This is a genomic window from Streptomyces sp. WM6386, from assembly GCF_000972385.1.
GTDB lineage: Bacteria > Actinomycetota > Actinomycetes > Streptomycetales > Streptomycetaceae > Streptomyces.
Genome location: NZ_JXTE01000037.1, coordinates 1 through 25386, shown reverse-complemented (window position 1 = coordinate 25386; position 25386 = coordinate 1). Strand labels below are relative to the sequence as shown.

General features: G+C 69.9%; 28 protein-coding genes and 1 pseudogene. 13 read left to right on the top strand and 16 right to left on the bottom strand.

Translation table 11 applies throughout. From position 1 onward, the window contains the following. Nucleotides 1-7: 7 nt before the first annotated feature. The 3 genes from TN53_RS22655 to TN53_RS45410 all read right to left on the bottom strand — a co-directional run bounded on the left by TN53_RS22655 (nt 8) and on the right by TN53_RS45410 (nt 2035). The gene (locus tag TN53_RS22655; protein WP_420719117.1) at nt 8-1084 is read right to left on the bottom strand and encodes an RNA polymerase sigma factor SigF; all 1077 of its coding nucleotides are present in this window, start codon (nt 1082-1084) and stop codon (nt 8-10) included. A gap of 17 nt (nt 1085-1101) precedes the next feature. Next, the gene (locus TN53_RS22650; protein ID WP_030784224.1) at nt 1102-1515 is read right to left on the bottom strand and encodes an anti-sigma regulatory factor; all 414 of its coding nucleotides are present in this window, start codon (nt 1513-1515) and stop codon (nt 1102-1104) included. A gap of 259 nt (nt 1516-1774) precedes the next feature. Next, nucleotides 1775-2035 carry a UBP-type zinc finger domain-containing protein gene (locus TN53_RS45410; RefSeq protein ID WP_095046657.1) on the bottom strand — a complete coding sequence of 87 codons (261 nt, stop codon included), beginning with the start codon at nt 2033-2035 and terminating at the stop codon, nt 1775-1777. Between the two features lie 62 nt (nt 2036-2097). Here TN53_RS45410 and TN53_RS22645 point away from each other — a divergent pair, with 62 nt between their 5' ends. Continuing rightward, nucleotides 2098-3690, top strand: coding sequence for a Na+/H+ antiporter (locus TN53_RS22645; protein ID WP_046260431.1), 1593 nt, complete (start codon nt 2098-2100; stop codon nt 3688-3690). Between the two features lie 19 nt (nt 3691-3709). On the opposite strand, the gene TN53_RS22640 is transcribed toward TN53_RS22645, so the two are convergent. Further along, a complete protein-coding gene (locus TN53_RS22640; RefSeq protein ID WP_046260430.1) occupies nt 3710-4612 on the bottom strand; it encodes a 1-aminocyclopropane-1-carboxylate deaminase/D-cysteine desulfhydrase in 903 nt (300 codons plus the stop codon). Nucleotides 4613-4673: 61 nt separating this feature from the next. After that, nucleotides 4674-5264: an N-acetylmuramoyl-L-alanine amidase gene (locus TN53_RS22635; RefSeq protein WP_199924632.1), complete on the bottom strand. Its 591-nt coding sequence runs from the start codon at nt 5262-5264 to the stop codon at nt 4674-4676. A 284-nt stretch (nt 5265-5548) separates the two neighbouring features. Here TN53_RS22635 and TN53_RS22630 point away from each other — a divergent pair, with 284 nt between their 5' ends. The 3 genes and pseudogenes from TN53_RS22630 to TN53_RS22620 all read left to right on the top strand — a co-directional run bounded on the left by TN53_RS22630 (nt 5549) and on the right by TN53_RS22620 (nt 8983). Further along, on the top strand, nt 5549-6955 hold the full coding sequence (locus tag TN53_RS22630) for a family 2B encapsulin nanocompartment shell protein (protein WP_046260428.1): 1407 nt from the start codon (nt 5549-5551) through the stop codon (nt 6953-6955). A gap of 113 nt (nt 6956-7068) precedes the next feature. Next, nucleotides 7069-8144: pseudogene (locus tag TN53_RS22625) on the top strand (family 2 encapsulin nanocompartment cargo protein polyprenyl transferase). A 239-nt stretch (nt 8145-8383) separates the two neighbouring features. Further along, nucleotides 8384-8983 (top strand): GNAT family N-acetyltransferase, encoded by a 600-nt coding sequence (locus TN53_RS22620; RefSeq protein ID WP_046260427.1) that lies wholly within the window; start codon nt 8384-8386, stop codon nt 8981-8983. A gap of 205 nt (nt 8984-9188) precedes the next feature. Here TN53_RS22620 and TN53_RS22615 read toward each other — a convergent pair whose 3' ends face one another. Beyond that, the gene (locus TN53_RS22615; protein ID WP_046260426.1) at nt 9189-9779 is read right to left on the bottom strand and encodes a TetR/AcrR family transcriptional regulator; all 591 of its coding nucleotides are present in this window, start codon (nt 9777-9779) and stop codon (nt 9189-9191) included. Nucleotides 9780-9910: 131 nt separating this feature from the next. Here TN53_RS22615 and TN53_RS22610 point away from each other — a divergent pair, with 131 nt between their 5' ends. The 6 genes from TN53_RS22610 to TN53_RS22585 all read left to right on the top strand — a co-directional run bounded on the left by TN53_RS22610 (nt 9911) and on the right by TN53_RS22585 (nt 13009). Further along, nucleotides 9911-10495 (top strand): dihydrofolate reductase family protein, encoded by a 585-nt coding sequence (locus TN53_RS22610; RefSeq protein WP_046260482.1) that lies wholly within the window; start codon nt 9911-9913, stop codon nt 10493-10495. A 26-nt stretch (nt 10496-10521) separates the two neighbouring features. Beyond that, nucleotides 10522-10731 carry a hypothetical protein gene (locus TN53_RS45405; RefSeq protein ID WP_095046656.1) on the top strand — a complete coding sequence of 70 codons (210 nt, stop codon included), beginning with the start codon at nt 10522-10524 and terminating at the stop codon, nt 10729-10731. 84 nt (nt 10732-10815) lie between these two features. Beyond that, a complete protein-coding gene (locus tag TN53_RS22600) occupies nt 10816-11229 on the top strand; it encodes a YciI family protein (protein ID WP_046260424.1) in 414 nt (137 codons plus the stop codon). 5 nt (nt 11230-11234) lie between these two features. After that, the gene (locus TN53_RS22595) at nt 11235-12431 is read left to right on the top strand and encodes an RNA polymerase sigma factor (protein ID WP_046260423.1); all 1197 of its coding nucleotides are present in this window, start codon (nt 11235-11237) and stop codon (nt 12429-12431) included. A 9-nt stretch (nt 12432-12440) separates the two neighbouring features. Continuing rightward, entirely contained in the window at nt 12441-12767 is a 327-nt protein-coding gene (locus TN53_RS48415; protein ID WP_046260422.1) for a DUF952 domain-containing protein, read from the top strand. Next, a complete protein-coding gene (locus TN53_RS22585) occupies nt 12764-13009 on the top strand; it encodes a hypothetical protein (RefSeq protein WP_159038173.1) in 246 nt (81 codons plus the stop codon). Before TN53_RS48415 ends, TN53_RS22585 begins: the two co-directional genes overlap by 4 nt. On the opposite strand, the gene TN53_RS22580 is transcribed toward TN53_RS22585, so the two are convergent. From TN53_RS22580 to sodN, 6 genes are all read right to left on the bottom strand, one after another. After that, the gene (locus tag TN53_RS22580; protein ID WP_046260420.1) at nt 12996-13739 is read right to left on the bottom strand and encodes a VOC family protein; all 744 of its coding nucleotides are present in this window, start codon (nt 13737-13739) and stop codon (nt 12996-12998) included. The genes TN53_RS22585 and TN53_RS22580 overlap by 14 nt on opposite strands. Before the next feature lie 15 nt (nt 13740-13754). Next, nucleotides 13755-14165, bottom strand: coding sequence for a VOC family protein (locus tag TN53_RS22575; RefSeq protein WP_046260419.1), 411 nt, complete (start codon nt 14163-14165; stop codon nt 13755-13757). 26 nt (nt 14166-14191) lie between these two features. Next, on the bottom strand, nt 14192-14584 hold the full coding sequence (locus TN53_RS22570) for a helix-turn-helix transcriptional regulator (RefSeq protein ID WP_046260418.1): 393 nt from the start codon (nt 14582-14584) through the stop codon (nt 14192-14194). A 67-nt stretch (nt 14585-14651) separates the two neighbouring features. After that, nucleotides 14652-16904 (bottom strand): N-acetylmuramoyl-L-alanine amidase, encoded by a 2253-nt coding sequence (locus TN53_RS22565; RefSeq protein ID WP_199924631.1) that lies wholly within the window; start codon nt 16902-16904, stop codon nt 14652-14654. Between the two features lie 168 nt (nt 16905-17072). Continuing rightward, the gene (locus tag TN53_RS22560) at nt 17073-17912 is read right to left on the bottom strand and encodes an MBL fold metallo-hydrolase (protein WP_234441675.1); all 840 of its coding nucleotides are present in this window, start codon (nt 17910-17912) and stop codon (nt 17073-17075) included. Nucleotides 17913-18045: 133 nt separating this feature from the next. Next, nucleotides 18046-18441: a superoxide dismutase, Ni gene (gene sodN, locus TN53_RS22555; RefSeq protein ID WP_005480378.1), complete on the bottom strand. Its 396-nt coding sequence runs from the start codon at nt 18439-18441 to the stop codon at nt 18046-18048. 145 nt (nt 18442-18586) lie between these two features. On the opposite strand from sodN, the gene sodX reads away from it, so the two are divergent. Continuing rightward, the gene (sodX, locus tag TN53_RS45400) at nt 18587-19021 is read left to right on the top strand and encodes a nickel-type superoxide dismutase maturation protease (RefSeq protein WP_095046654.1); all 435 of its coding nucleotides are present in this window, start codon (nt 18587-18589) and stop codon (nt 19019-19021) included. Here sodX and TN53_RS22550 read toward each other — a convergent pair. Further along, the gene (locus tag TN53_RS22550) at nt 18925-19554 is read right to left on the bottom strand and encodes a CGNR zinc finger domain-containing protein (RefSeq protein WP_046260417.1); all 630 of its coding nucleotides are present in this window, start codon (nt 19552-19554) and stop codon (nt 18925-18927) included. The genes sodX and TN53_RS22550 overlap by 97 nt on opposite strands. Before the next feature lie 102 nt (nt 19555-19656). Between TN53_RS22550 and TN53_RS22545 the strand changes: the two genes are divergently transcribed. After that, on the top strand, nt 19657-20415 hold the full coding sequence (locus tag TN53_RS22545; protein ID WP_046260416.1) for a class I SAM-dependent methyltransferase: 759 nt from the start codon (nt 19657-19659) through the stop codon (nt 20413-20415). 58 nt (nt 20416-20473) lie between these two features. Here the strand turns inward: TN53_RS22545 and TN53_RS22540 are convergent, their stop codons facing one another. The 3 genes from TN53_RS22540 to TN53_RS22530 are packed head-to-tail and all read right to left on the bottom strand — an operon-like array spanning nt 20474 to nt 23171. Beyond that, entirely contained in the window at nt 20474-21235 is a 762-nt protein-coding gene (locus tag TN53_RS22540) for an amino acid ABC transporter ATP-binding protein (RefSeq protein ID WP_046260415.1), read from the bottom strand. Further along, the gene (locus TN53_RS22535) at nt 21232-22179 is read right to left on the bottom strand and encodes an amino acid ABC transporter permease (protein WP_046260414.1); all 948 of its coding nucleotides are present in this window, start codon (nt 22177-22179) and stop codon (nt 21232-21234) included. Before TN53_RS22535 ends, TN53_RS22540 begins: the two co-directional genes overlap by 4 nt. Before the next feature lie 32 nt (nt 22180-22211). Continuing rightward, nucleotides 22212-23171 carry an ABC transporter substrate-binding protein gene (locus TN53_RS22530; protein WP_046260413.1) on the bottom strand — a complete coding sequence of 320 codons (960 nt, stop codon included), beginning with the start codon at nt 23169-23171 and terminating at the stop codon, nt 22212-22214. A gap of 614 nt (nt 23172-23785) precedes the next feature. On the opposite strand from TN53_RS22530, the gene TN53_RS22525 reads away from it, so the two are divergent. Then, the gene (locus tag TN53_RS22525) at nt 23786-25006 is read left to right on the top strand and encodes an NAD(P)-dependent malic enzyme (RefSeq protein ID WP_046260412.1); all 1221 of its coding nucleotides are present in this window, start codon (nt 23786-23788) and stop codon (nt 25004-25006) included. The last annotated feature ends 380 nt before the right edge of the window (nt 25007-25386 follow it).

Below are 25386 nucleotides of genomic sequence, written 5' to 3'. Positions count from 1 at the left end.
CCCTCGGCTACTCCTCCACCAGGAGCTTCTCCCGCAGCTGCGCCAGCGTCCGCGCCAGCAGCCGGGAGACATGCATCTGCGAGATGCCGACCTCCTGCGCGATCTGCGACTGCGTCATGTTGCCGAAGAACCGCAGCAGCAGGATCCGCTTCTCGCGCGGCGGCAGGTCCTCGAGCAGCGGCTTGAGCGACTCGCGGTACTCGACGCCCTCCAGCGCCTCGTCCTCCGCGCCCAGGGTGTCCGCCACCGCCGGTGACTCGTCGTCGGTGTCCGGGACGTCCAGGGACAGCGTGGAGTACGCGTTGGCGGACTCCAGGCCCTCCAGGACCTCCTCCTCCGAGATGCCCAGCTTCTCGGCCAGCTCGTGGACCGTGGGGGAGCGGCCGTGCAGTTGCGAGAGCTCCGCCGTCGCCGTGGTGAGCGCGAGGCGCAGTTCCTGGAGCCTGCGCGGGACGCGGACCGCCCAGCCCTTGTCCCGGAAATGCCGCTTGATCTCGCCGACGACCGTCGGGGTCGCGTACGTCGAGAACTCGACGCCACGCTCCGGGTCGAAGCGGTCGACCGACTTGATCAGGCCGATGGTGGCGACCTGGGTCAGATCGTCCAGCGGCTCGCCGCGGTTGCGGAAGCGGCGCGCGAGGTGCTCGACGAGCGGCAGGTGCATACGGACCAGCCGGTTGCGCAGGTCCGCGTACTCCGTGCTGCCGTCCTGCAGCTTGCGCAGCTCGATGAACAGCGCGCGTGCTCCGCTGCGGTCCTGAGGGTTGTGCTGCGTGGCCTGCCCGCTCTGCGCGCCCTGTTGATCGTCTCGCTGGTGCTCGCTCATCGTCCCGCCCGTCGCCCTTCCCCGAGCCCTCGTCTCTGCTCGGACAGGGGAGACCCCGATCCGTCCGTCCAGAGGCACGCTCTGCACGGCACCTTCCTGATCCCGCTGCCCGTCGTCCAGGAAGCCGGCCTCCGGCGAGTCGTCCTCCGGATGCGGCCGGGCCTGTTCGGGGATGCTGTTGACGCCGTCCCCCGTGCGTCGGGACCCGCCTGTGCCCTCGGTCGGCAGCTCCCGTGTGCCGCGCTCTTCGTCACGCACCGGCCCGTCCCCTGTCCTCACGCCGGCCCGGGTCCCGCGCCGCGCTGTTTGTAGAGGCTGATCGAAACGGTTTTGTCGTCGTCCACGGCTGAGGAGACCTTGCCCGCGAGAGCGGACAGGACGGTCCAGGCGAAGGTGTCACGCGCGGGGGCGTGACCGTCCGTGGTCGGCGCCGAGACGGTGACCTCGAGTGAGTCGTCGACGAGGCGGAAGACACAACTGAGCACCGAGCCGGGCACGGCCTGCTGGAGCAGGATCGCGCAGGCCTCGTCCACCGCGATGCGCAGGTCCTCGATCTCGTCGAGGGTGAAGTCCAAACGGGCCGCGAGGCCGGCAGTCGCCGTACGCAGCACCGACAGGTAGGCACCCGCAGCCGGCAGCCGGACTTCCACGAAGTCCTGGGTCGCGGGCTCGCCTGCGATCTGGGACACCCTCACCTCCAAGGTGGTACAAGCTTTTCGGGGCCGAGGGTCGCCCCCCGGGGTAACGCGAAGTGTGGTTCAGCGGTGACGCTATCGCGCTCTCAACTTTCCTGTCCCCAGGACCCCAACCCCTCGGCGTCACTCACAGTAAAACTGTGGACACGCTCCGTGTCTAGGGGTCTGCGGCTCCAATTGGGAAGAACGCGCGCCGGGTTGACGTACCCAGACGTCAGACCGTCGAACCGTCGAAAACCGGAGCGGTCCGAGGTCATACGAGTACGTGGTCCACGAAGCACCATCGCCAGCTCTCACCGGGTTCGAATGTCCGCATGATCGGGTGTCCGGAATCCTTGTGGTGCTCGGTGGCATGTCTGCCCGGCGAGGAGTCGCAGCAGCCGACGTGGCCGCAGTCGAGGCACAGTCGCAGCTGCACCGGGTGTCGGCCCTCGCGCAGACACTCGACACACGTGTCGCTCAGCGGGGCGGGTTCCGGGTGCGGCAGCGCGTCGGCATGCGTGCACTGTTTCATGATTGCCAGATTACGACGGCCGCGCGGAAGGCCGCGCGGAAAAACGAGGGCGGGCGAGAACCATGGACGTGATGCCACTGCTGTTGCTGGTGGCGGGCAGCGCCGCGGTCGCCGCGGCGGCCCGGCGCACCCCGGTGCCGGCACCGCTGCTGCTGGTCGCCGTGGGGCTGGTGCTCTCGTACGTCCCGGGGGTCCCGGAGTACACCCTCGACCCGGACGTCGTCCTGCCCCTCGTGCTGCCCCCGCTGCTGCACTCGGCGGCCACCGACAGCTCCTACCTCGACCTGCGCGCGCAACTGCGGCCCGTGGCGCTGCTGTCCGTGGGGTACGTGCTCTTCGCGACCTTCGTCGTCGGCTGGGCCGCCTACCGAATCGTGCCCGGCCTGTCGCTGACCGGCGCACTCGTCCTGGGCGCGGTGGTGGCGCCGCCGGACGCGGTCGCGGCGACGGCGGTCGCGCGCCGGGTGGGGCTGCCGTCCCGGATCACCACGATCCTCCAGGGCGAGTCCCTGGTGAACGACGCCACCGCGATCACCGCCTACCGGGTCGCCCTCGCGGCCGCGGTCGGCGAGGGCGCGTCCTGGGCGGGCGGCATCGGCGAGTTCCTGCTCGCGGCGGTCGGCGGCGTCGCGGTCGGTCTGATCCTGATGGTCCCGATCCACTGGCTGCGCACCCACCTCAAGGAACCGCTGCTCCAGAACACCCTCTCCCTGCTGATCCCCTTCGTCGCCTACGCCGCCGCCGAGCAGTTCCACGCCTCAGGAGTCCTCGCGGTCGTCGTCGTGGCCCTCTTCCTCGGACACCGCGCGTGGGAGGTCGACTTCGCCACCCGCCTCCAGGAGGACGCCGTGTGGAAGATGGTCGCCTTCGTCCTGGAGTCGTCGGTCTTCGCCCTCATCGGCCTGCAGCTGCGCGTCGTCGTGAAGGGTCTCGGGGAGTACGAGGGTGGCGACGCCGCCTGGTACGCGGTGGCCGTCTTCGCGGTGGTCGTCGTCTCCCGGTTCGTCTGGGTGTACCCCGCGACCTTCCTGCCGCTCCTGCTCTCCTCGCGGATCAGGGAGCGTGAGGACAACCCCACCTGGAAGGCGCCCTTCGTGATCGCCTGGGCCGGCATGCGCGGTGTCGTCTCGCTGGCCATCGCCTTCTCGATCCCCGAGACCATGCACGGCGAGCCGTTCCCCGGCCGCAACCTCATCCTCTTCCTGACCTTCACCACCGTCATCGGCACCCTGGTCGTCCAGGGCGTCACCCTCCCCCCGCTGATCCGCCTGCTGAAGCTCCCCGGCCGCGACGCCCAGGCCGAGACCCTGGCGGAGGCCAACGCCCAGGCACAGGCCTCCCGGGCCGCCGAACGCCACCTGGACGACCTCCTGTCCGACGAACGCAACGCCCTCCCACAACCCCTTGCCGACCGCCTCCGCACGGTCCTGGAACGCCGCCGCAACGCCGTCTGGGAGCGCCTCGGCTCGGTGAACCCGGTGACCGGCGAGACCGTCGACGACACATACCGACGGCTGTCCCGGGAGATGATCGGCGCCGAACGCGAGGTGTTCGTGAAGCTGCGGGACGCGCGCTACATCGACGACGAGATGCTGCGGACCCTGCTGCGCAGGCTGGACCTGGAGGAGGCGGCGGCGTATCGGGAGGCGGCGTGACATCTCGTAGTCCCGCTCATCATCCGTGGAACGGATTCCCGGTGATCACCGCGACCACCTTGGTCCCCGCCGGAAACGTGTCCTCTTCCGACAACGCAACAAGTCCATACAGCAACTTGGCGACATACAGCCGCTCCACCCCCACCCCGTGGCGCCCCTCGAAGTCCTCCGCGAAGGCGTCGAGTTCGGGTGTCGTACGTGCGTAACCCCCGAAATGGAACCGGTCCTCCAGTGACCAGTCGCCGCGACGGCCCCCGAACGCCTCCCGTTGCAGGCCCTCTATGTCGGCCGTCAGGAAACCGCCCTTGAGCACCGGTATCCCCAACACCCGCTGACCCGGCCCCAGTCCCGCCGCCAGCCCCGCGAAGGTGCCGCCCGTCCCGCACGCCACCGCGACCACGTCGGCCCGCCCCCGCAACTCCTCGCCGAGCGCTCGGCAGCCCCGTACCGCAAGCGCGTTGCTCCCGCCCTCCGGCACGACGTACGCGTCCTCGGCCCCCGCCGCGTGCAGAACCGCTGCCAGAGTCGATGGCTCGTTCTTGCGGCGATAGGTCGACCTGTCGACGAAACACAGCCGCATGCCGTCGGACACGCAACGGGTCAGGGAGGGGTTCAGGGGCCGGTCGGCCAGTTCGTCGCCGCGGACCACGCCGACCGTCGGCAGCCCCAGCAACCGCCCCGCGGCGGCCGTCGCGCGCAGGTGGTTGGAGTACGCGCCGCCGAAGGTGAGCACCGTGCGGCCGGCCGCGGCCGTGAGGTTCGGGGCGAGCTTGCGCCATTTGTTGCCGACGAGGTCGGGGTGGATGAGGTCGTCGCGTTTCAGGAGGAGGCGGACGCCCCGACGGGTGAAGCGGTCGTCCTCGATCTCCTGCAGCGGCGACGGGAGCCGGGGGTGCAGGGCGGCGAGGTCGGTGCTGGTCACGCCCTCATTGTCGCCTGCGTGGTCGCCCCCGGAACATCCGTGCCATTGCTTCGGACGCTCCTCACTTCAGACGGTCCCTGATCCGTGCCCGCATCGACGCCATCGTGAAGCCGCGTGGGTCCACCTTCCCGGGCTGCCACTCCAGGTGGCCGATGACCGACCGTTCCGTCCAGCCGTGGTGGCGGCAGATCGCGGCGGCGACCTTCTCGATCGCCTCCAGTTGGGCCGCCGGCCACGGGTCCCTGCCGTCGCCGAGGTTCTCGCACTCGAAGCCGTAGAAGTGGCGGTTGCCGTCGGTGTTCGCCTCGTTGTCCGGCGGGAGGGCCTTCTCGGCGATCACCGCGCGCAGGACGTCGTCGTCGCCGAGGCCCGCGTGGTTGGCGCGGCCGTAGCCGACGAGGTGGACGCGGCCGTCCTTGGTGATCACGCCGTGGCAGAGCGGGCCGGGGAGGCCCTCGTAGCCGTCGCGGCAGAGTTCGACGGTGCGTTCGCTGCCCTTGGTCACCGTGTGGTGGATCATCACGCCGTGCACCGGGCCCCAGGGGCCCTTGTGATTGCGGTTGTGATGTCTCCAGTCGCCGACCTGGACGACGGTGACGCCCTCGTCCTGCAGTGCGTCCAGGAACGTGTTCGCGGACATGGGTGGGGCCATGCCGCCTCCTTCGCTTGCGCGGCGACCGCCTGTCGCGACCGGCTCGTACCGCTGCTTGTACCCGGGGCGGGCAGCCGGGACTACCTGGTTCGTACGGTGTGCGAGCCGTTTCGGACACCGGGCCGGGAACGGTGTGCGAGATCTCGGTATTGCCCAGTTATCGAAGATCCATTCCAACTCTTTCGTGTAATAGCACCGGCACGTTCCGTGATGGAAGGCTGGTCCGCAGTTCGATGCCCCGGTGCAGACCGGCGCGGGGGTATGACCGGGAGGGCAATTCTCATATGTCGGTAGGCGAAGAGGTCCGCACCGAGCAGGGCCGGCCGCAGCAGAGTCTCGGCACGGCGGCCGCGCGGAACCTGGCCACCACCACCAAGTCCGCACCCCAGATGCAGGAGATCAGCTCTCGCTGGCTGCTGCGCACGCTGCCCTGGGTGAATGTTCAAGGCGGTACGTACCGCGTGAACCGGCGGCTGACCTACGCCGTGGGGGATGGCCGGGTCACTTTTGTGAAGACGGGCGATCGGGTCGAGGTCATTCCGGAGGAACTGTGCGAACTGCCGGCGCTTCGGTCGTACGAGGACGAGGAGGTGCTCACGGAGCTCGCCCGCCGGTGTGAGCAGCGCGAGTTCGCGGCGGGGGACGTGATCGCCTCGTTCGGCAGCCAGGCCGACGTGGTCTTCCTGCTGGCGCACGGCAGGGTGGAGAAGATCGGCACGGGCCCCTACGGCGACGACGCCGTCCTCGGAGTCCTCGCCGACGGCGCCTACTTCGGCGACCAGGCGCTGCTGGACCCCGAGGCCATCTGGGAGTACACCGCTCGCGCGGTCACCGGCTGCACGGTGCTCGTCCTTCCGCGCAACGCCGTCGAACAGGTCGCGGAGCGCACCGACTCCCTGCGTGAGCACCTCCAGGCGCTGCGCGCGATCCCGGAGCAGAGCACCAACAAATACGGTGAGAAGGCGATCGACCTCGCGGCCGGCCACAGCGGTGAGCCGGACATCCCGCACACCTTCGTGGACTACGAGGCCCGGCCGCGTGAGTACGAACTGAGCGTGGCCCAGACGGTGTTGCGCATCCACTCACGCGTGGCCGACCTCTACAACCAGCCGATGAACCAGACCGAGCAGCAACTGAGGCTGACCGTGGAGGCGTTGAAGGAGCGCCAGGAGCACGAGCTCGTCAACAACCGGGAGTTCGGGCTGCTCAGCAACTGCGAGTACGACCAGCGCATCCAGCCGCACGACGGCGTGCCCAGCCCCGACGACCTGGACGAGCTCCTCAGCAGGCGGCGCGGCACCAAGCTGCTGCTCGCGCATCCGCGCGCGATCTCCGCGATCGGGCGTGAGCTCAACAAGCGCGGACTCGTCCCCGAGACCATCGACGTGGGCGGCAACCGCATCCCCACCTGGCGGGGGGTGCCGATCTACCCGTGCAACAAGATCCCGGTCACCGAGGCCCGTACGACCTCGATCATCGCGATGCGTACCGGCGAGGCCGAGCAGGGCGTCATCGGTCTGCAGCAGGCCGGTATCCCGGACGAGATCGAGCCGAGCCTGTCGGTGCGGTTCATGGGCATCAATGAGCAGGCGATCATCAAGTACCTGGTGACGGCGTACTACTCGGCCGCGGTGCTTGTGCCGGACGCGCTCGGCGTGCTGGAGAACGTCGAGATCGGCCGGTGGAGGTGACGTTTCTGCAGCTGGGAACCGTGTCCCCGCCCCCACGGGCGGGTACACCCCGGTCGTATGCGCCCAGTCGCAGCACAAACGCCACCGTCCGCGGACTCTCCGAGGGGACCTCCATGGCCGAGCTCATGAGGGAGGCGACACAGCACCCTGCCGGGACGGAGCCGCTCGACGGGCACGAGGCGGCGGTGATCCTGGAGCGGGCCCGGGCGTCGGTCGACCCCGTGCTGCGCGAGGCGATCGAGTCGCTCCCCGGCTCCATGCGCCGGATCGCGCTGTACCACTTCGGCTGGGAGCACGCCGACGGCACCCCGGCGGCGGGCAACGCCGGCAAGGCGATACGGCCCGCACTCGTCCTCACCGCGGCCGCCGCACTGGGGGAGCGGCGGCGCGGGAGGTGGCCGTGCGGGCGGCCGCGGCGGTGGAGCTGGTCCACAACTTCACGCTGCTGCACGACGACGTGATGGACCGGGACACCACCCGACGGCACCGGCCCACGGCGTGGACGGTGTTCGGTGACGCCGACGCGATCCTCGCCGGGGATACCCTCCAGGCGCTCGCCCTCGGGCTGCTCGCCCGGGACCCGCACCCGGCGGCCGGGGCCGCGGCCGCCCGGCTCACGGCCTGTGTCGTCGAACTCTGTGCCGGCCAGCACGCGGACACGGCCATGGAGACCCAGGGCCCCGGCGAGGTCACCGTCGACGAGGTGCTCGCCATGGCCGAGGCCAAGACCGGCGCGCTGCTCGGATGTGCCTGTGCGCTGGGCGCGCTGTACGCGGGCGCGTCGCGGGAGGACGTCGAGGCGCTGGACGCGTTCGGCCGGGAGGCCGGACTCGCCTTCCAGCTCATCGACGACGTGATCGGCATATGGGGCGACCCGCGCCACACCGGCAAACCGGCCGGGGCCGACCTCGCGGTCCGCAAGAAGTCCCTGCCGGTGGTCGCCGCGCTGGCCTCCGGCACCCCGGCGGGCGCGGAACTGGCGGAGCTCTACGCGACCCCGTATGCGAAGGAGGACCTGGACCGGACGGCACTCGCCGTCGAGCGGGCCGGTGGACGTGACTGGGCACAGGTCCAGGCGGCCGACCGGATGGCCCGCGCGATGGCGGAACTGTCCCGTGCGGTGCCCGAGCCGGCGGCGGCGGGGGGACTGCTGGCCCTGGCCGAGTTCGTGACGCGGCGCACCAGTTGAGCGCTGATACCTCAGTAGGCCGTACTGCTCTGCGGAAGCAGTCGACCCGGACCCCGGAGCCCCCGGGGCCGTGCGGCTCCTGACCCCGCGCGGCCCCGAGGGGCTCCGGTCAGGCGGGTCCCGCACATCCCCACGGCGTGCGGGCCCCGCCCCTTTCTTCGGGCTCACTCGCCACTGGGACCCCGATAGAGTCAACGCCCATATGATCAAGGGCTGTTGATACGAGGGGCGGGCGGAACATGGGTGTGGCGATCCGGGCGGCGGGCGAAGGGGATCGTGAGCTGGTCGTCGGACTGCTGGACGCGGCGTTCCAGGACGACCCGGTCAGCCGGTGGGTGTTCCCGGGTGACGAGCACCGCCGAACGACCCACCATCGGCTCATGGCCGCCTTCACCGACATCGTGCTGGCCGAGGGACGCGTCGACGTCACCGAGGACGGTACGGCCTGTGCGCTGTGGCTGTCGGTGCCGGACGGCGAGCACGCGGACGAGGAGGGCGCCGATGGCCCCGCCGAGCTGCGCGCGGAAGTCGACCCGGACAACGAGCGCGTCGAGCTGATCGGCCGGCTGACGGCGGACATCCACCCCGCCGGCCGCGCCCACGAATACCTGTGGATGATCGGCGTGGCACCGGAGCACCAGGGCCAGGGCCTGGGTACCGCGCTCATCGCCTCGGTCCTCGACCGCTGCGACCGCGAGGGCCTCTGCGCCTACCTGGAGGCAAGCAGCGCCCGCAGCCGCGCCCTGTACGAACGCCTCGGCTTCCAGCCCGCCGGCCCCGCGCTCGACCTCCCGGCCGGCCCTCAGATGTGGCCGATGTGGCGCGAGCCACGGGGCTGATCCGACGCGAGCGGGCGGCATCCGCCGGGACCCAGGAGACGCCGACCCTCGCGGTGCGTCCGGTCCCGCGGTGCGTGTGCCCGACCGCCGTGGTGCGTCCGGTCCCGCGGTGCGTGTGCCCGGCCGCCGTGGTGCGTCCGGTCCCGCGGTACGTGTGTCCGACCCCCGCGGTGCGTCCGGCCGCGGGGGTGCTGGGCGGGGCCGGCTACTCCTCCGGCACCACCACCCCCACGATCCGCTCCACCACACCCTCCGGCACCCCCACCCCCGGCAGCACCCCGGCCAGTACCCCCGGCAGGGTCAGGTGTTCCAGGATCAGGCCGAGCATCGCGAGGTAGAGGACCACGACCGTTTCGTCGCCGCCGGGGAGTCCCGCGTCGCGGTGGAACCGCATGCCGTCGTCGAGGTCGCCACGTACCGACTTGGTGTAGGAATCCCGGAGTTCGGGACGGCGAGTGGCTTCGAGGCGCATTTCCAGGAGGGCCAGATAGCCGGTGCGGTCGTGGGTCGCGCGGGCCATGAGGTCGTGCATGAAGGCCGCGACCAGCGCTCGGTCCTTCGGTCTCGTCATCAGTTCGGCGAGCACCGAAGGATCGGGAGCGAGTCGTACATGCAGCCGGGCGTCTATCTGGCGCAGCAGATCGTCGCGCCCGGTGAAGTAGTTGGAGGCGGTCCCCACCGGCACCCCGGCCGCCGCGTCCACCGCACGGAACGTCAGCCCCCGGGCCCCCTCCCGTGAGAGCACCTCGACCCCCGCGTCGACCAGTGCGGCCCGTCGCTCCGGATTGCTCGCCATACGGAATCCCCTCTCCTACTTGCGCCGGATGCCGAAAACACCTTGCAACCACTACAAGTGAAGCACTACAAATGAAGTCGTTCAACGGACAGTACACAGCCAGCACACCCAGCCGACGGAAAGAGACCAGCTTGCGCAAGCTCACGTACTTCATCGCCTGTTCCATCGACGGCTTCATCGGGGACGAGAGCGGCGACGCGATGTTCATGATGCCGTTCGTCGACGAGGAGTTCCTGGCGTTCCTCGCGGCCGAGTACCCGGAAACCCTGGCGACCGCGGGCCGCAGGGCCCTGGGCCTCGACGCACTCGAGAACAAGCGGTGGGACACCGTCGTCCAGGGCCGCGGCAGCTACAACGAGGGCTTGAAGCAGGGCATCACCAGCCCCTACGCCCACCTGCGCGAGTACGTCGCCTCGCGCACCCTGACCGAGTCGCCCGACCCCAACGTCGAGATCATCGCCGACGACCTGGTCGGCAAGGTCCGCGAACTGAAGGCCGAGGAAGGGGAGTTGGGGATCTATCTGTGCGGAGGATCCCAGATCGCGGGCGAGCTGTTCGACCTGATCGACGAACTCGTCATCAAGACGTACCCGGTCACCATCGGCTCGGGCATGCCGATGTTCGGATCCGGCTTCTCGATCACCGAGTTCGGGCTCGACGAAGTCCGTACCTTCAAGAACGGCGTCTTCGTGCGGACGTACAGCAGGAAGCGCTGACGCCCTGTCCGCCCTACTCTGAAGGCATGGACAGCGAAAAACATGCCTGTCCCGCCTGTGGACAGTCTGTCGAGACGGTCGTCAAGCGTCACAAGACGCTGGGCGCGTGGGTCCCGGTCTGGGTGGCCGGGCCATGCCGGAACCCGAAGTGCGAGGCGTACGTCGAGGAGGGCACTGAGCCCGAGGACGAGCGCGCGAAGAAGATCGGCAGGAAATCCGCCGCGAAAAAATCCTGAATCCTGTCGAGAACCCGGGCCCGGCTCCGACGTCCCCTGTGAGAGCCGCCCGTCAGGGGTGGCCGGAGCCGAAGGAGTGGACTCATGAAGTACCTGGTCATGGTGCAGGGAACCCAGGCCGACTACGAGGCCATGCGCGGCAAGGCCTCCGCGGACTCCCCGGCCTGGAGCGAGCAGGAGGTCCAGGCGATGTACGCCTTCATGAGCGCGATCAACGACGACCTGGCCGAGAGCGGTGAGATGGTCGACGGCCAGGGCCTCGCCGAGCCCGCCAAGGTCCGCCACGTCGGCCTCGGCGCGGACGGCAAGGCCGTGATCACCGACGGGCCGTACAGCGAGACCAAGGAGCTGCTGGCCGGCTACTGGGTGCTGGACTGCGCGAGCCTGGAGCGGGTCACGGAGATCGCCGAGCGCATCGCCCACTGCCCGCAGCCCGCGGGCGCCCCCGACCACCCCGTGGTGATCCGCCCCATCCTGGACGGCGCCGGGGACATCTGAGCCGCGTGCGACGGACGACCGACGTCGAGGACCTGCTGCGCCTGCACGCGCCGCAGGTCCTCTCCGCGCTGATCAGGCGCTACGGCCATTTCGACGCCGCCGAGGACGCCGTACAGGAGGCACTCCTGGCGGCGGCAGGGCAGTGGCCCGAGGCCGGGGTGCCGGACAATCCGCGCGGCTGGCTCATCAAGGTGGCCTCGCGGCGGCTCGTGGACGCACTGCGGGCGGAGGACGCGCGGCGGGCGCGGGAGGAGAAGGCGGCGGCGCTCGCCCTGCCACCGGCCGAGCGGGTCCCGCAGGACGACGACACCCTCTCCCTCCTCTTCCTGTGCTGCCACCCCGACCTGCCCCCACCCGCGCAGATCGCCCTCACCCTCCGCGCGGTCGGCGGTCTGACGACGGCCGAGATCGCCCGCGCCCACCTGGTGCCCGAGGCGACCATGGCCCAGCGCATCAGCCGTGCCAAGCAGCGCGTCAAGGGCGTGCGCTTCGGGCGGCCCGACCACGGGCTGGAGCGGCTGCCGGCCGTCCTCCACACGCTGTACCTGATCTTCAACGAGGGCTATACGGCGACCTCCGGCCCGGCGCTGCAACGCCGCGACCTCGCCGCCGAGGCGATCCGGCTGACCCGCACCGTCCACCGGCTCCTCCCCGACACCGGCGAGGTCACCGGACTGCTCGCCCTGATGCTGCTCACCGACGCCCGCCGCGAGGCCCGTACCGGCCCGCACGGCGACCTCGTGCCCCTCGACGAACAGGACCGCGACCGCTGGGACAAGGCCGCGATCGAGGAGGGCGTGGCTCTCATCACCCGCGCCCTGAGCAGCGGCCCGGCGGGCCCGTACCGACTGCGCGCGGCCATCGCCGCCGTGCACGACGAGGCACCCTGCGCCGAGGCCACCGACTGGCGGGAGATCCTCGGCCTCTACGACGTCCTGGTCCGCCTCGTCCCCGGCCCCGTCGAACGCCTCAACCGCGCGGTCGCCCTCGCCATGGTCCACGGGCCCGAAGCGGGGCTCGCCGAAGTGGACGCCCTGGAGGGCGAGTTGGGACATCGCCGGGATGCCGTACGGGCTCATCTGCTGGAGCGCGCCGGATCGTACGACGAAGCCCGCGCCGCCTACGAGTCGGCGGCCGCGCAGACGCTGAGCCTGCCCGAGCAGCGCTATCTGCACGGGCGGGCGGCACGGCTCAGGGCATAACGTGAGTCCATGTCCACGCCCATCGTGCACCTGACCGAACGCGCCCTCTGGGAAGCCGCCCGCGCCCGCGGCACGTACGAGATGTCGACCCGCGGCAAGACCCTCCAGGAGGTGGGCTTCATCCACTGCTCGACGCGCGCGCAGCTCCCGGACGTCGCCGCCTTCCTCTACGGCTCCTACGACGGCCCCGACGAACTGGTGCTCCTGGTCATCGACCCCGACCGGCTCGGCGTACCCCTGAAGTACGAGGCCCCGGAGCCCGGTGCCGAGGAGTTCCCGCACATCTACGGGCCGCTGCCGGTGGAGGCAGTGGTGGACGTGGAGGCGTGGGGGTGACGCACCGGCCCCGGTGGTGGCGATGGGCCGTGATCGCGTGGGCGGTCGCGGTGGTCGTCGGGGGCGGACTCACCTGGTGGCTTCAGGACTCGGAAGAGCCGCAGAAGCCGGTGGGGCGGACCGAGTTCAGCCCGCAGCCGTCGCTCCCGGAGGACTGGAAGGAGCGGTGCGGGCTCGTCACGCCCAGCCCGCCGGAGGAGGAGAGCGACGGGACGACGGTCCTGTGCGTCACGGCGCGCTAGGCAGCCCGCCCGTCTCCGGATCACGGCCGGTCAGGCAGTACGTCCCGCCCGCCGGATCCCGCAGCACCGTCCAGTGCCTGCCGTGCGCGACCGTCTCCGCGCCCAGCTTCTCGTGCCGGACCCGGGTCGCTTCGATGTCCGCGCAGGCCAGGTCGAGATGGGCGGAGCCGGCGCGTTCCTCGCCGAGCCGTTGGAGCAGGATGCGGACCGGGAGGCCGGGCGGCGGCACGAGTACGTGGAACTCGGGCAGCGAGCCGGGGCGGGACTCCCAGCCGGGCAACAGGGCGCTCCAGAACGTGACTTCGGTGTCGTAGAGCGAAGGCGCGAGGTCGAGGCAGACCTGGTCGAGGCGGCTGCCGTGGACGACGGGCGGGCGGACCGACTCCCCGTGCCAGGGCACCGCGCAGAACAAGTGCCCGGCGGGGGAGCGGAGTACGGCCCACCCCTCGTGCTCGGCCGCCATGGTCGCGCCCAGCCGCAGAGCCGACCGCACGAACTCCGGCAGGCCGTCCACGTCCACGGAGAAGTCGAGGTGGGCACCGCCGCCCTCGTCGACGCCCTGGACCTTGACGCAGGCGTCGGCGCCGTCGGGTACGAGGGTCACGAACTCGCCCCGCGAGCCACGTGGGGCGGACAGCCGCGTGTCCGTGACCGCCGTCCAGAACTCATGGGCCCGGTCGAGGAGTTCGATGCGACGGTCGACGAAGGCGTACGTCCAGCGGATGCTCATGCCGGGGATCGTAGATCAGGGGGACTGCATGAACCGCAGCATATTTCCGGCGGGGTCCCGGAACGCGCAGTCGCGCACCCCGTACGGCATGTCCGTCGGTTCCTGGATCACGTCGGCGCCGGATTCCTGCACGCGGGCGAAGAGGGCGTCGCAGTCCGCGGTGGTGAAGTTGACCCCGCGCAGCACGCCTTTGGCCAGCAGCTGCTCCATCGCCTCCCGGTCGGCGGGGGAGAGGTCGGGGTTGGCCGCGGGCGGCTCCAGGACGATCGACACGTCCGGTTGCAGCGGCGACCCGACGGTCGTCCACCGCATGCCCTCGTACTTGACGTCGTTGCGGACCTCCAGGCCCAGGACGTCGCAGTAGAAGGCGATCGCCTTGTCGTGGTCGTCGACGGCGATGAAACAGGTGTGGAGTTTCAGGTCCATGGGACCAACCTAAGGTCGGAACCGCGTTACGTCCGTCTGGGGCGCGTGTACGCCCGCACGACGCAGGGCGGGATCTCCGCGCTCTCCTCGTGCGAGCGGGCCCGGTAGGAACTCGGCGTCTCGCCCACCAGTTCGGTGAAGCGGGAGCTGAAGGAGCCGAGGGACGTACAGCCGACCGCCATGCAGACATCGGTGACGGAGAGGTCGCCGCGGCGCAGCAGCATCTTCGCGCGCTCGACGCGACGGGTCATGAGATAGCCGTACGGCGTCTCGCCGTACGCCTCCTTGAAGCTGCGCTGGAAGTGGCCCGGGGACATCAGGGCGGTGCGCGCGAGGGCGGTCACGTCGAGGGGTTCGGTGTACTCGCGGTCCATGCGGTCGCGTGCCTTGCGCAGTCTGACGAGATCCTCACGGTTCACCTGGTCAGCATCGCACGGAGAAGGGGGCGAGGATCGCTCCCCGCCCCCTCTCGTCACTTCGGGCTCGTCACTTGAGGTAGACCAGCCCGTCCGTCGTCACCGTCGGGCGGCCGCTGGTGGCGGCGACCACGATCTTGACGGTGTGCTTGGCACTGCTCGACCAGGTCTTCGTCCAGAGCGCGTCACGGTACTTGGTCGTCGTCGACTTGAGGTCGACGGTGGCGACCTTCGTGCCGTCCACGTAGACGTACGCCTGGCCCGAGGTCGAGGCCCGCGAGACCACCCAGGCCGCCGAGCGGCCGGTGAACGTCCAGCTCAGGGAGGCGTTCTTGGTCTTGCTGGTGTACGACTTGCCGCCCAGGTAGCTGGTCGACGACTTGGCCGTCCAGGTACCCGACTTCGTCGCCGAGGTCTCCTGGAGGATCACCGGGGTGCCGCTGACCGAGGCCGTCGCGGTGTTGCCGGCCTGGTCGTACGCCGTCATCGACCAGGCCGTCGCCGTACCGGACTTGGCGGTGTGGGAGGCGCTGGTCGTCGTCGGACCGTAGGTCTTGGCGACCGGGGCGGTCAGCCTGACCTCCTTGAGCGCGGCCGTGTCGGTGGCCTTCCACTTCAACGTGAGCGGGACGGCCGTGGTGCTCACCGTGCCGGTGCGCAGGGCGAGGTTCGGCTTGGTGGAGAAGGTGGGCGCGGTGCTCTCCGCGACGACCGTGGCCGTCGGGGTGCTCGCCGTGGTGCCGGACTGGTGGACGGCCCGAACGGCGACCTTGTGGCTGCCGACCGTGAGGGTCGCCTTGCCGCTGGTGGCGGTGCCCGAGGTGGTGGCGGCGACCCTGCCGTCGACGAGGATCTCGTACTTCGATATCAGAGCGGACGGGGTGGTGGCCGACCAGTTCAGGGTGACGGAAGCCTTGGCGTACGTCGTCGAGCCGATGACACCAGCGCCCGTGACCGACTTGAGGGTGAGGCCGGAGACCGGTCCCGCCGCCCAGCCGCGGATCGTGGAGAGCTTGGCGTAGAAGGCGTCACCCGGGCACTCGGTGTTGTAGCCGTCGCGGTGACCGATGATCGTCGGGTACGTCAGCTGGGTGCCCAGGGTCCACGACTTGCCGAAGTAGTTGTTGCCGTCCGCGCCCGCCGTCAGCGTGGTGGTGCCGTCCGGGTCGACCCCGTACTGGCCGAGCTTCCAGGCGGCGATCCGGGCGACGGAGGTCATCGCGGCCGTGCTCGGGGCCGCGTCCGTGTAGGTGCCGAGCACCGAGATGCCGGTGGTCTGGCTGTTGAAGCCGTAGGTGTGCGCGCCCAGCACCGGGAGGTCGACGCCGCCCTTGCGGCCCTCGTAGACCGTGCCGCACTTGTCCACAAGGAAGTTGTAGCCGATGTCCTTCCAGCCCAGCGTCTTCACGTGGTACGCGTAGATGCCGCGGACGACGGCCGGCGCCTGTTCGCAGGTGTAGTCGTTGGAGTCGACGGTGTGGTGGACCGTGACCGCCTTGATCTTCCCGCCCGGCAGATAGGTCGGCTCCTCCGGGCTGATCGACTCGTCGGCACCCCATCCGGCCCGCGAGGTGATCGGCGGCTCCGGCACGGTGGACGCCGGGGCGGAGGGAGCCGTCGAGGTCGGGGTGGCCGTCGGTGACGTGGACGCGCTCGGCGTACCGGTCGTCGGCGGGGTGGTCGTGGGCGTATCGGCCGGGCTCGTGGACACGCTGGGTGTGCCCGTGCCGTCCGTCTCGCCGGTGGACGGCTCGGAGGAGGCCTCCGTCGAGCTCTCGCCGGGAGAGGCGCTCGGCGACTCGGTGGCGTCCATCGCGAAGGCGGCCGGCTCCAGGCCGGACACCGTGCCGGAGCCCGGGTCGACCATGTCCAGGCGCAGCCCCTTGGGCAGCTTGGCCGAGGACTTGCCGTCCACCCGCACTTCCACGCCGTCGGACGCCCCGACCCAGGCCGGCTCGGTGCCGGCACGCGTGGCACCCTGCTCGCCCTCGCCGCCGTCGCCCTCCAGCGTCAGCCACTTGGACCAGATGCCCGTCTCGGCGTCCCGGGTGCGGGCCTCGATCGTGGCGCTCACGCGCGCGGACGTGTCGGACCAGGTGAGGCCGAGCATGCTGAAGGGCGCGGTGCCGCGCTTGCCGAGCTGTGCCGAGGTGCCGTCGGCGGCCACGGACAGCTGCGCCGTGCGGGTGCTGCTCTTGACGGGCCGTGACTTGCCGTCGTCCGCCGCGCTGTCCGCCGGACCGCCGATCATGCCCTGGACGACCAGTGCCCCGGTCACCGTCGCGGCCGTCAGCGCGGCCGCCCCCCACCAACGACGTCTCATGTCGACGCGCACACCTTTCGTCACAGTGCCCCCAGTGGCATCACAGATGTGTTGCCAAGGGAAAGGTATGGGGAAGACAAGCGCCCGACAGCGGAACACAAGCGCCCGATAGAACGTCAATTCCTCATGAGGCGGGCAATTATGAGCGAGGGTCTCGGGTGATCTGTGTCACCCTTCACCGTCGTCCAGCGCGAAACGCAGATACCGCTCCGCCGAACGCCGCACCGCGGCCGCCCCGTCGGCGGTGACCACCCGTCCCCAGAACGCCCCGTAGATGCGCTCGAAGCCGAACGGCTCGACCAGCCTCAGCGCGCGCCGGACGGTCCGCGGCCGCTCCGGGATGAAGTTGGGGATGCTGTACATGAAGCTGATCCACCGCCGGTCCATCACCACCATGAAGATGTCGCCGCTGAACAGCGCACCGCGCCCCTCGGGGTCGTCCGCCCAGTGCAGCACGGTGCCGCCGGCGAAGTGCGTGCCCGCGTTGACCAGGGTCATGCCGGGGGCGATCGGGTGGATGTCGCCCGACCAGTACTCGATCAGCGGATCGGGGTGGCCGACCCAGTCACGGTCGGCGGCGTGGACGTACACGGGGGCGTCGAAGGCCCGGCCCCACTCCGTCATCGCGCCGTGGAAGTGCGGATGGCTGACGGCGATCGCGCTGATGCCGCCCAGCTCCTCGACCTCGGCGGCGAGTTCGTCGTCGAGGTAGCCCACGCAGTCCCACAGCACGTTCCCGGCCGGTGAGCGCAGCAGCAGCGCCCGCTGCCCGATGGCCACGGACGGCTCCGCACCGACGCCGACGACACCGGGCCCCTCCTCGCGCAGCTGCCCGCGGCGGCCGCTGTCGCGCAACTCGGCCAGGCTGGTCCAGCGCTGGCCCTCCCAGCCGACGTACTGCCGCTCGTCCAGGCAGATCGGGCAGTCGGCGCGGGGCGCGGCGTACTGCACTCCGCAGGTACGGCAGATCGGGAGTTCGGTACCGGACACGGGCTTGAGGCAGGACACCACGACTCCTTCGCTCTGGCTGCTCGCCGACGAACGCCGAAGGGGTCCGGCCAGAACTTCGGCCGGACCCCTTCAGATCTCCGCTGACCCGCGATGGTGCACCGATCGCCGGTCACGGACGGCTGACTGTGCGTCAGGCCTTCTTGGTCTCCCAGAAGATCTTGTCGATCTGGGCGATGTAGTCCAGCGCCTTCTGGCCGGTGGCCGGGTCGGTGGACGCCTTGGCGGCCGAGAGGGCCTTCAGGGCGTCGTTGACCAGCTGGTGCAGCTCCGGGTACTTCTCGAAGTGCGGGGGCTTGAAGTAGTCGCTCCAGAGCACCGAGACGTGGTGCTTGGCGAGCTCGGCGCGCTGCTCCTTGATGACGGTGGCGCGAGCCTGGAAGTGAGGGTCGTCGTTGGCGGCCATCTTGTCCTGCACGGCCTTCACCGACTCCGCCTCGATGCGGGCCTGGGCCGGGTCGTACACACCACAGGGCAGGTCGCAGTGTGCGCTGACCTTGACCTTGGGGGCAAACAGGCGGGAAAGCATGGAGCATTCCTTCCTCGTGATCGTCTTCTCAGGTGCGACATTACTCCCTGGGAGAGGCGATTTCGCGAGTGCCCCCATGGGCTTAGGACAAAAGTCCGGGGTCGGTATCAGACTGGTGGATGAACGGACAGGGGAGGTGCCGGGGATGCCGGAGCTGTCGCAGGAGACCGAACACAGGGGTGCGCTCCTGCCCTTCGGGCCGGCCGAGGTGACCGGGCCGTCGATGGTGCCCACGCTGCACCACGCGGACCGGCTCGTGGTGCAGTACGGGGCCCGGATCCGGCCGGGTGACGTGGTCGTCCTGCGGCATCCGTTCCAGCAGGACCTGCTGGTCGTCAAGCGGGCCGCGGAACGCCGCGAGGGCGGCTGGTGGGTGCTCGGGGACAACGCGTACGCCGGCGGCGACAGCACGGATTACGGGGTCGTGCCCGTCGAGCTGGTCCTGGGCAAGGTGCGTCTGAGGTACCGGCCGCGCAGGCCGGATCAGCGCTCGCCGTTGGCCGTCGCGCGCTGGGCGCTGTCGTGCGCCAGGCCCGTCTTCTCCGACCGGTCGGCCTCCAGGCGCTTGCGGGCGCGGTAGGCGGCCACGTTGGCGCGGGTGGCGCAGCGGTCGGAGCAGTAGCGCCGGGAGCGGTTCGTGGACGTGTCCAGATAGGCGTTGCGGCAGGGCGACGCCTCGCACAGGCCGAGGCGGTCCACGCCGTACTCCGTGAGGTGGAAGGCGAGGCCCATCGCGGCGATGGCCGCGTAGCCGGCGGTCGCGTTGGACGGGTGGTCCGACAGGTGCATGTGCCACAAGGGGCGGCCGTCGTCGTCGCGGTGGTCGTGCCCGGAGATCTGCGGGCTCACCGGGAACTCGAGGAGGAGTGAGTTCAGCAGGTTCACCGCCAGGCTCTCGTCGCCGTCGTCCGCGGCCTCGAAGACCGCCCTCAGCCGTCCGCGGACCGAGCGGAAGCGGCTGACGTCGGCCTCGGTGGCGCGCCGGCCCGCGTCCTGGCTGGCGCCGAACAGCTCGCGAACGGCCTCGACCGAGGTGAGCGAGTCCTTGCCCCGGGCCGGGTCCTCGGTGTTGACGAGACGCACGGCATAGTCCGAGTAATAGGCCAGTTCCACTTGTAGTCCTTACGGAGGCGTTCTATCGTCGTCGTGCGATCGGTCGGTAACAGCTGATCGTGCTTCCAGGGTATTACGCATATGTTCGAAGAGGGGGCTCCCATGACGACGAGTACCGGAACCGACTGGCTAGCCTGGCAGGAGAGCTGGGACCGGCAGCAGGAGTGGTACATGCCCGACCGGGAGGAGCGCTTCCGGATCATGCTCGACATGGTCGAGGCCCTCGTCGGACCCCGCCCCCGGGTACTGGATCTCGCGTGCGGCACGGGAAGTATCACGGCCCGGCTGCTCGCCCGGTTCCCGGAGGCCGTCAGCACCGGGGTCGACCTCGACCCGGCGCTCCTCGCCATCGCCGAGGGCACCTTCGCGGCCGACGAGCGGGTCACCTTCGTGACGGCCGACCTCAAGGACTCCAACTGGCCGACGAAGCTGCCCTACGAGTCGTACGACGCCGTCCTGACCGCCACGGCCCTGCACTGGCTGCACAGCGAACCCCTCGCGGCCCTCTACGGTCAGGTCGCGGGCCTGGTCCGCGACGGCGGTCTCTTCATGAACGCGGACCACATGATCGACGACACCACGCCCCGGATCAACGCGGCCGAACGCGCCCAGCGCCACACCCGCATGGATCAGGCCAAACGCGACGGCGCCCTCGACTGGTCCGAATGGTGGCAGGTCGCCGCCAACGACCCCGTCCTCGCCGAGCCCACCGCCCGCCGCTTCGAGATCTACGGCGACCACGCCGACGGCGACATGCCCTCCGCCGCATGGCACGCGCGTGTACTGCGTGAGAAGGGCTTCGGGGAGGCGCGCCCGGTGTGGTGCTCGCCTTCGGACACGTTGCTGCTCGCGGTGAAGTAGCGCATGCGAAAGGGGCGGTACGGGATTCTCGTACCGCCCCTTTCACGTCGTAGCGCCGCTACAGCACCTTCGACAGGAACGCCTGCGTCCGCTCGTGCTGAGGGTTCGTCAGGACGTCACGCGGGTTGCCGGACTCGACCACCACGCCGCCGTCCATGAAGACCAGGCTGTCGCCGACCTCGCGGGCGAAGCCCATCTCGTGGGTGACGACGATCATCGTCATGCCGGACTCGGCCAGGTCGCGCATGACGTCGAGGACGTCACCGACCAGCTCCGGGTCGAGGGCCGAGGTGGGCTCGTCGAAGAGCATCAGCTTCGGGTCCATGGCAAGGGCCCGGGCGATGGCGACGCGCTGCTGCTGGCCGCCGGAGAGCTGCGAGGGGTAGCTGTCGACCTTGTCGGCCAGCCCGACCCGGTCGAGCAGCTCCCGCGCCCGTTCCCTGGCCTGGGCCCTGCTCACGCCCTTGACCTGGACCGGCGCCTCGATGATGTTCTCGGCGGCCGTCATGTGCGGGAACAGGTTGAACCGCTGGAACACCATGCCGATGTCCCGGCGCTTCAGCGCGACCTCGCTGTCCTTGAGCTCGTACAGCTTGTCGCCCTTCTGGCGATAGCCGACCAGCTCGCCGTCGACGTACAGCCGCCCGGCGTTGATCTTCTCCAGGTGGTTGATGCACCGCAGGAAGGTCGACTTGCCGGAGCCGGAGGGGCCGATGAGGCAGAACACCTCGCCGGACTGCACTTCCAGATCGATGCCCTTCAGGACCTCGACCAGGCCGAAGGACTTGTGGACGCCCTCGGACTTCACCATGGCGGTCATGCGGTGCCTCCCGCCGACGAGGAACGGTTCGACAGGGACAGCAGGTTCGCCCTGATCTTCTGCATCGGCGTCGCCGGCAGGCTGCGGCTGGAGCCGCGTGCGTAGTACCGCTCCAGGTAGTACTGGCCGACGCTGAAGACCGAGGTCAGCACGAGGTACCAGGCCGCGGCGAGGAACAGCATCTCGGCCGGGGCGCCGGAGGTCTGGCCGATGTCCTGGGCGACGCGGAGCAGCTCCGAGTACTGGACGACGGACACCAGCGAGGTCGTCTTCAGCATGTTGATGACCTCGTTGCCCGTGGGCGGCACGATCACGCGCATCGCCTGCGGGATGACGATCCGGCGCAGCGTCTTGGCATGACTCATGCCCAGCGCGTGCGACGCCTCCGTCTGGCCCTCGTCGACGGCCAGCAGGCCGGCGCGGCAGATCTCCGCCATGTACGCCGCCTCGTTGAGGCCGAGGCCGAGCAGGGCCGTCAGGAACGGGGTCATGAACTGCGACCACTCGTCCTTGTAGACCGGCCCGAGGTTGATGTACTCGAAGACCAGGCCCAGGTTGAACCAGACGATGAGCTGGACCAGGACCGGGGTGCCGCGGAAGAACCAGATGTAGAACCACGCGATGGACGAGGTCACCGGGTTCTTCGACAGGCGCATCACCGCCAGCAGGATGCCGCCGACGATGCCGATGAGCATGCACAGCACCGTGAGCAGAAGCGTCTTGCCCACGCCGCTGAGGATGCGGTCGTTGAAGAAGTAGTCCGGGATCGCGCCCCAGTTGATCCTGCCCTGGGAGAACGCGTAGACGATGGCGCCCAGCGCGGCGAGCGCGACCACCGCGGAGATGTACCGCCCGTAGTGGCGGACGGGGATCGCCTTGATGGCCTCCGGGCCGGCCGGCGGGGTGTCCGCCGGCCCGTCCGTCTTGTCGATGTCAGCAGTCACGGATGTTGCCTTTCAGTGCCCGCGGTCCGCGGTCACTTGCCGCCGTTGACGGTGGCCTTGGTCACGGAGCCGTCCTCGACGCCCCACTTCTTCATGACCTTCTCGTACTCGCCGTTCGCGATGATCGCGTCCAGGGCGGCCTGGAGGGCGTCACGCAGCTGGGTGTCGCCCTTGGCCACCGCGATGCCGTACGGGGCGGCCTCGACCTGCTCGCCGACGAGCTGGAAGTCCTTGCCGCCGCCGGAGTGGGCGACCGCGTACGCCGCCACCGGGAAGTCGGAGGAGCCGGCGTCGGCGCCGCCCGCACGCAGCCGGGTCTGGGCCTGCTGGTCGTTGTCGAACGACTCGAGGGCCAGCTTCTTGCCGCTCGGGCACTTCTTGGCCTCGGCCTTGGCGAGGTCCTCGGAGACCGAGCCGCGCTGCACCACGAGCTTGCGGCCGCACAGGTCGGCCCAGGTCTTGATGTCGGTGTTCTTGCCCTTCTGGGTGTAGATCGAGACACCGGCGGTGAAGTAGTCCACGAAGTCGACGCCCTCACCGACCTTCTTGCCGGTCTCGGAGTCGACGCCCTCCTGGCGGTCCTTGGTGTCGGTCATCGCGGACATGGCGATGTCGTACCGGTCGGAGCGCAGGCCCGTGATCAGTGTGTCGAAGGTGCCGTTCTCGAACTCGAACGTCACCCCCAGCTGCTTGCCCAGGGCGGCCGCGATGTCCGGGTCGATACCGACCGTCTTGCCGGAGTCGTCCTTGAACTCGACCGGCGCGTAAGCGATGTCCGAACCGACCTTGATGACGCCCTTGTCGCGGATCTCCTTGGGCAGCTTGTCGGCCAGCGGAGCAGAGGACGTCGAGGCGGCGTCGGAGCTGTCCGAACCGTTGTCCTTGGTCTGGTCACCGCAACCGGTGAGAAGCAGGGCGCCTGCGACCGCGATCGCGCCTACCGCGGCAGTCCTGGAGCGCGCGGCGGTCGTACGACGGGAGCTTGCGGTCATTTTGGGTTCCTCCGGCGGATGGGTGGAGTTGCCGATGGGGCGGGCATCTGCCGACGGGGTCGACGGATGCCTTGGTTTCTCAGGTCGACGAGAGCACACGCCTTCGAGTGTCGCGACCTCGTGTGATTAGGGCATCTTGCCATTCGGACTGGACCATTCAGGGGGCCAGCCATGTCAAAATCGGATAACGGGTGACCCCCGAACCGCATCAGGTCGGACATCACGGCCGCACCTTCTGCGGGAATCTGTCCTTCCGGCCGGAGGATCTTCGGCGCATCTCAGGATGCGAGCGTGGCCTTGACGTCCGGGTCCGCTGTTCAAGTCCTCGTCAAGAGGCAATCGAGGATGAGTCCACATATTTGACCATGATTCATGTCACTGGTCTGTGGCCCACAAGGTCCGTCATGTGACCTTGCACTTATGGACTCGTCGCAGGTGCCGTCCGTCCGGTAAGAAGGTTCTTTACACCCCTCATCCGGGGCTCAGGGCGCGTGTGCGGCGCGCCCGTCGCGCACGACCCATACGCATCACCGACAGGGTCGTACGCGGTGCCCGCCCACTTCTCAACCAGGAGTGGCCACCCTCAAACCATGAATATCTAAGGGGTAGAACAAGTGGCAGCGGAGATCGTCAATCCTCGCAGCGACAGCGGTACGGGCCAGGACGGGGCGGAGCCCCTCGATTCCTTCGATCCCGCGTTCGCGCTGCATCGCGGCGGCAAGATGGCTGTGCAGGCCACCGTGCCGATCCGCGACAAGGACGACCTGTCCCTCGCGTACACGCCCGGCGTGGCGAAGGTGTGCAGCGCCATCGCCGAGCAGCCCGACCTCGTCCACGACTACACGTGGAAGTCCTCCGTCGTCGCCGTCGTCACGGACGGCACGGCCGTGCTCGGACTCGGTGACATCGGGCCCGAGGCCTCCCTTCCGGTCATGGAAGGCAAGGCCATCCTCTTCAAGCAGTTCGGTGGCGTCGACGCGGTGCCGATCGCGCTGGCCTGCACGGACGTCGACGAGATCGTCGAGACCGTGGTCCGGCTCGCCCCCTCCTTCGGCGGCGTCAACCTGGAGGACATCTCGGCGCCCCGGTGCTTCGAGATCGAGAAGCGTCTCCAGGAAGCCCTCGACATCCCGATCTTCCACGACGACCAGCACGGCACGGCCGTCGTGACCCTCGCCGCCCTGCGCAACGCCGCGCGGCTGACCGGGCGCGGGGTCGGTGAGCTCCGTGCGGTCATCTCGGGCGCCGGTGCGGCCGGTGTCGCCATCGCGAAGATCCTCGTCGACGCCGGGATCGGGGACGTCGCCGTCGCCGACCGCAAGGGCGTGGTGTCGGCGGACCGGGACGATCTGACCCCGGTCAAGCGGGAGCTCGCCGGCTTCACCAACAAGGCCGGCATCACCGGGTCCCTGGAGGCCGCTCTGGAGGGTGCCGATGTCTTCATCGGCGTCTCCGGCGGCACGGTGGCGGAGGAGGCGGTGGCGTCGATGGCGGAGGGTGCCTTCGTCTTCGCCATGGCCAACCCGAACCCCGAGGTGCACCCGGACGTCGCGCACAAGTACGCGGCGGTCGTGGCCACGGGCCGCTCCGACTTCCCGAACCAGATCAACAACGTCCTCGCGTTCCCGGGCATCTTCGCCGGTGCGCTCCAGGTGCGGGCCTCCCGTATCACCGAGGGCATGAAGATCGCGGCGGCGGAGGCGTTGGCGGCGGTCGTCGGTGACGACCTCGCGGCGGACTACGTGATCCCCTCGCCGTTCGACGAGCGGGTGGCTCCGGCCGTTACCGCGGCTGTCGCGGCCGCGGCCCGTGCGGAAGGCGTTGCCCGCCGCTGAGGCAGGTAGCTGTGGGTGGCCCCGTCCGGATCGCCGGGCGGGGCCGCTTTTTTACCTGGGCGGGGGGCTGGGCGGGTGGTTTTTCGCCCCCGCCGCCCCTACCCGTCCCACCCTCCAGGGGCTGCTGCCCCGTCGACCCCGCCTCCAGGGGGCGCCGCCCCCTGGACCCCCGTCGGCCCGAAGGGCCTCGTCCTCAAACGCCGGACGGGCTGAAACACCTGGACCGGCATCGACAGGCGCAGCCACCTGCGGGTGGGTGGGGATCGGGACGGCGGGGCCTCGTCCTCGAACGCCGGACGGGCTGAAACACCTGGACCGGCATCGACAGGCGCAGCCACCTGCGGGTGGGTGGGGATCGGGACGGCGGGGCCTCGTCCTCG

Excerpts from the sequence above, each read along its gene's own strand:
- TN53_RS22565 (WP_199924631.1), bottom strand. The coding sequence starts at position 16,904 with ATGAGACGTCGTTGGTGGGGGGCGGCCGCGCTGACGGCCGCGACGGTG.
- TN53_RS45405 (WP_095046656.1), top strand. The coding sequence starts at position 10,522 with ATGGACAGCGAAAAACATGCCTGTCCCGCCTGTGGACAGTCTGTCGAG.
- TN53_RS22620 (WP_046260427.1), top strand. The coding sequence starts at position 8,384 with ATGGGTGTGGCGATCCGGGCGGCGGGCGAAGGGGATCGTGAGCTGGTC.
- TN53_RS22530 (WP_046260413.1), bottom strand. The coding sequence starts at position 23,171 with ATGACCGCAAGCTCCCGTCGTACGACCGCCGCGCGCTCCAGGACTGCC.
- TN53_RS22545 (WP_046260416.1), top strand. The coding sequence starts at position 19,657 with ATGACGACGAGTACCGGAACCGACTGGCTAGCCTGGCAGGAGAGCTGG.
- TN53_RS22645 (WP_046260431.1), top strand. The coding sequence starts at position 2,098 with ATGGACGTGATGCCACTGCTGTTGCTGGTGGCGGGCAGCGCCGCGGTC.
- TN53_RS22635 (WP_199924632.1), bottom strand. The coding sequence starts at position 5,264 with ATGGCCCCACCCATGTCCGCGAACACGTTCCTGGACGCACTGCAGGAC.
- TN53_RS22580 (WP_046260420.1), bottom strand. The coding sequence starts at position 13,739 with ATGAGCATCCGCTGGACGTACGCCTTCGTCGACCGTCGCATCGAACTC.
- TN53_RS22600 (WP_046260424.1), top strand. The coding sequence starts at position 10,816 with ATGAAGTACCTGGTCATGGTGCAGGGAACCCAGGCCGACTACGAGGCC.
- TN53_RS45410 (WP_095046657.1), bottom strand. The coding sequence starts at position 2,035 with ATGAAACAGTGCACGCATGCCGACGCGCTGCCGCACCCGGAACCCGCC.
- TN53_RS22615 (WP_046260426.1), bottom strand. The coding sequence starts at position 9,779 with ATGGCGAGCAATCCGGAGCGACGGGCCGCACTGGTCGACGCGGGGGTC.
- TN53_RS22540 (WP_046260415.1), bottom strand. The coding sequence starts at position 21,235 with ATGACCGCCATGGTGAAGTCCGAGGGCGTCCACAAGTCCTTCGGCCTG.
- TN53_RS22575 (WP_046260419.1), bottom strand. The coding sequence starts at position 14,165 with ATGGACCTGAAACTCCACACCTGTTTCATCGCCGTCGACGACCACGAC.
- sodX (WP_095046654.1), top strand. The coding sequence starts at position 18,587 with ATGCCGGAGCTGTCGCAGGAGACCGAACACAGGGGTGCGCTCCTGCCC.
- sodN (WP_005480378.1), bottom strand. The coding sequence starts at position 18,441 with ATGCTTTCCCGCCTGTTTGCCCCCAAGGTCAAGGTCAGCGCACACTGC.
- TN53_RS48415 (WP_046260422.1), top strand. The coding sequence starts at position 12,441 with ATGTCCACGCCCATCGTGCACCTGACCGAACGCGCCCTCTGGGAAGCC.
- TN53_RS22630 (WP_046260428.1), top strand. The coding sequence starts at position 5,549 with ATGTCGGTAGGCGAAGAGGTCCGCACCGAGCAGGGCCGGCCGCAGCAG.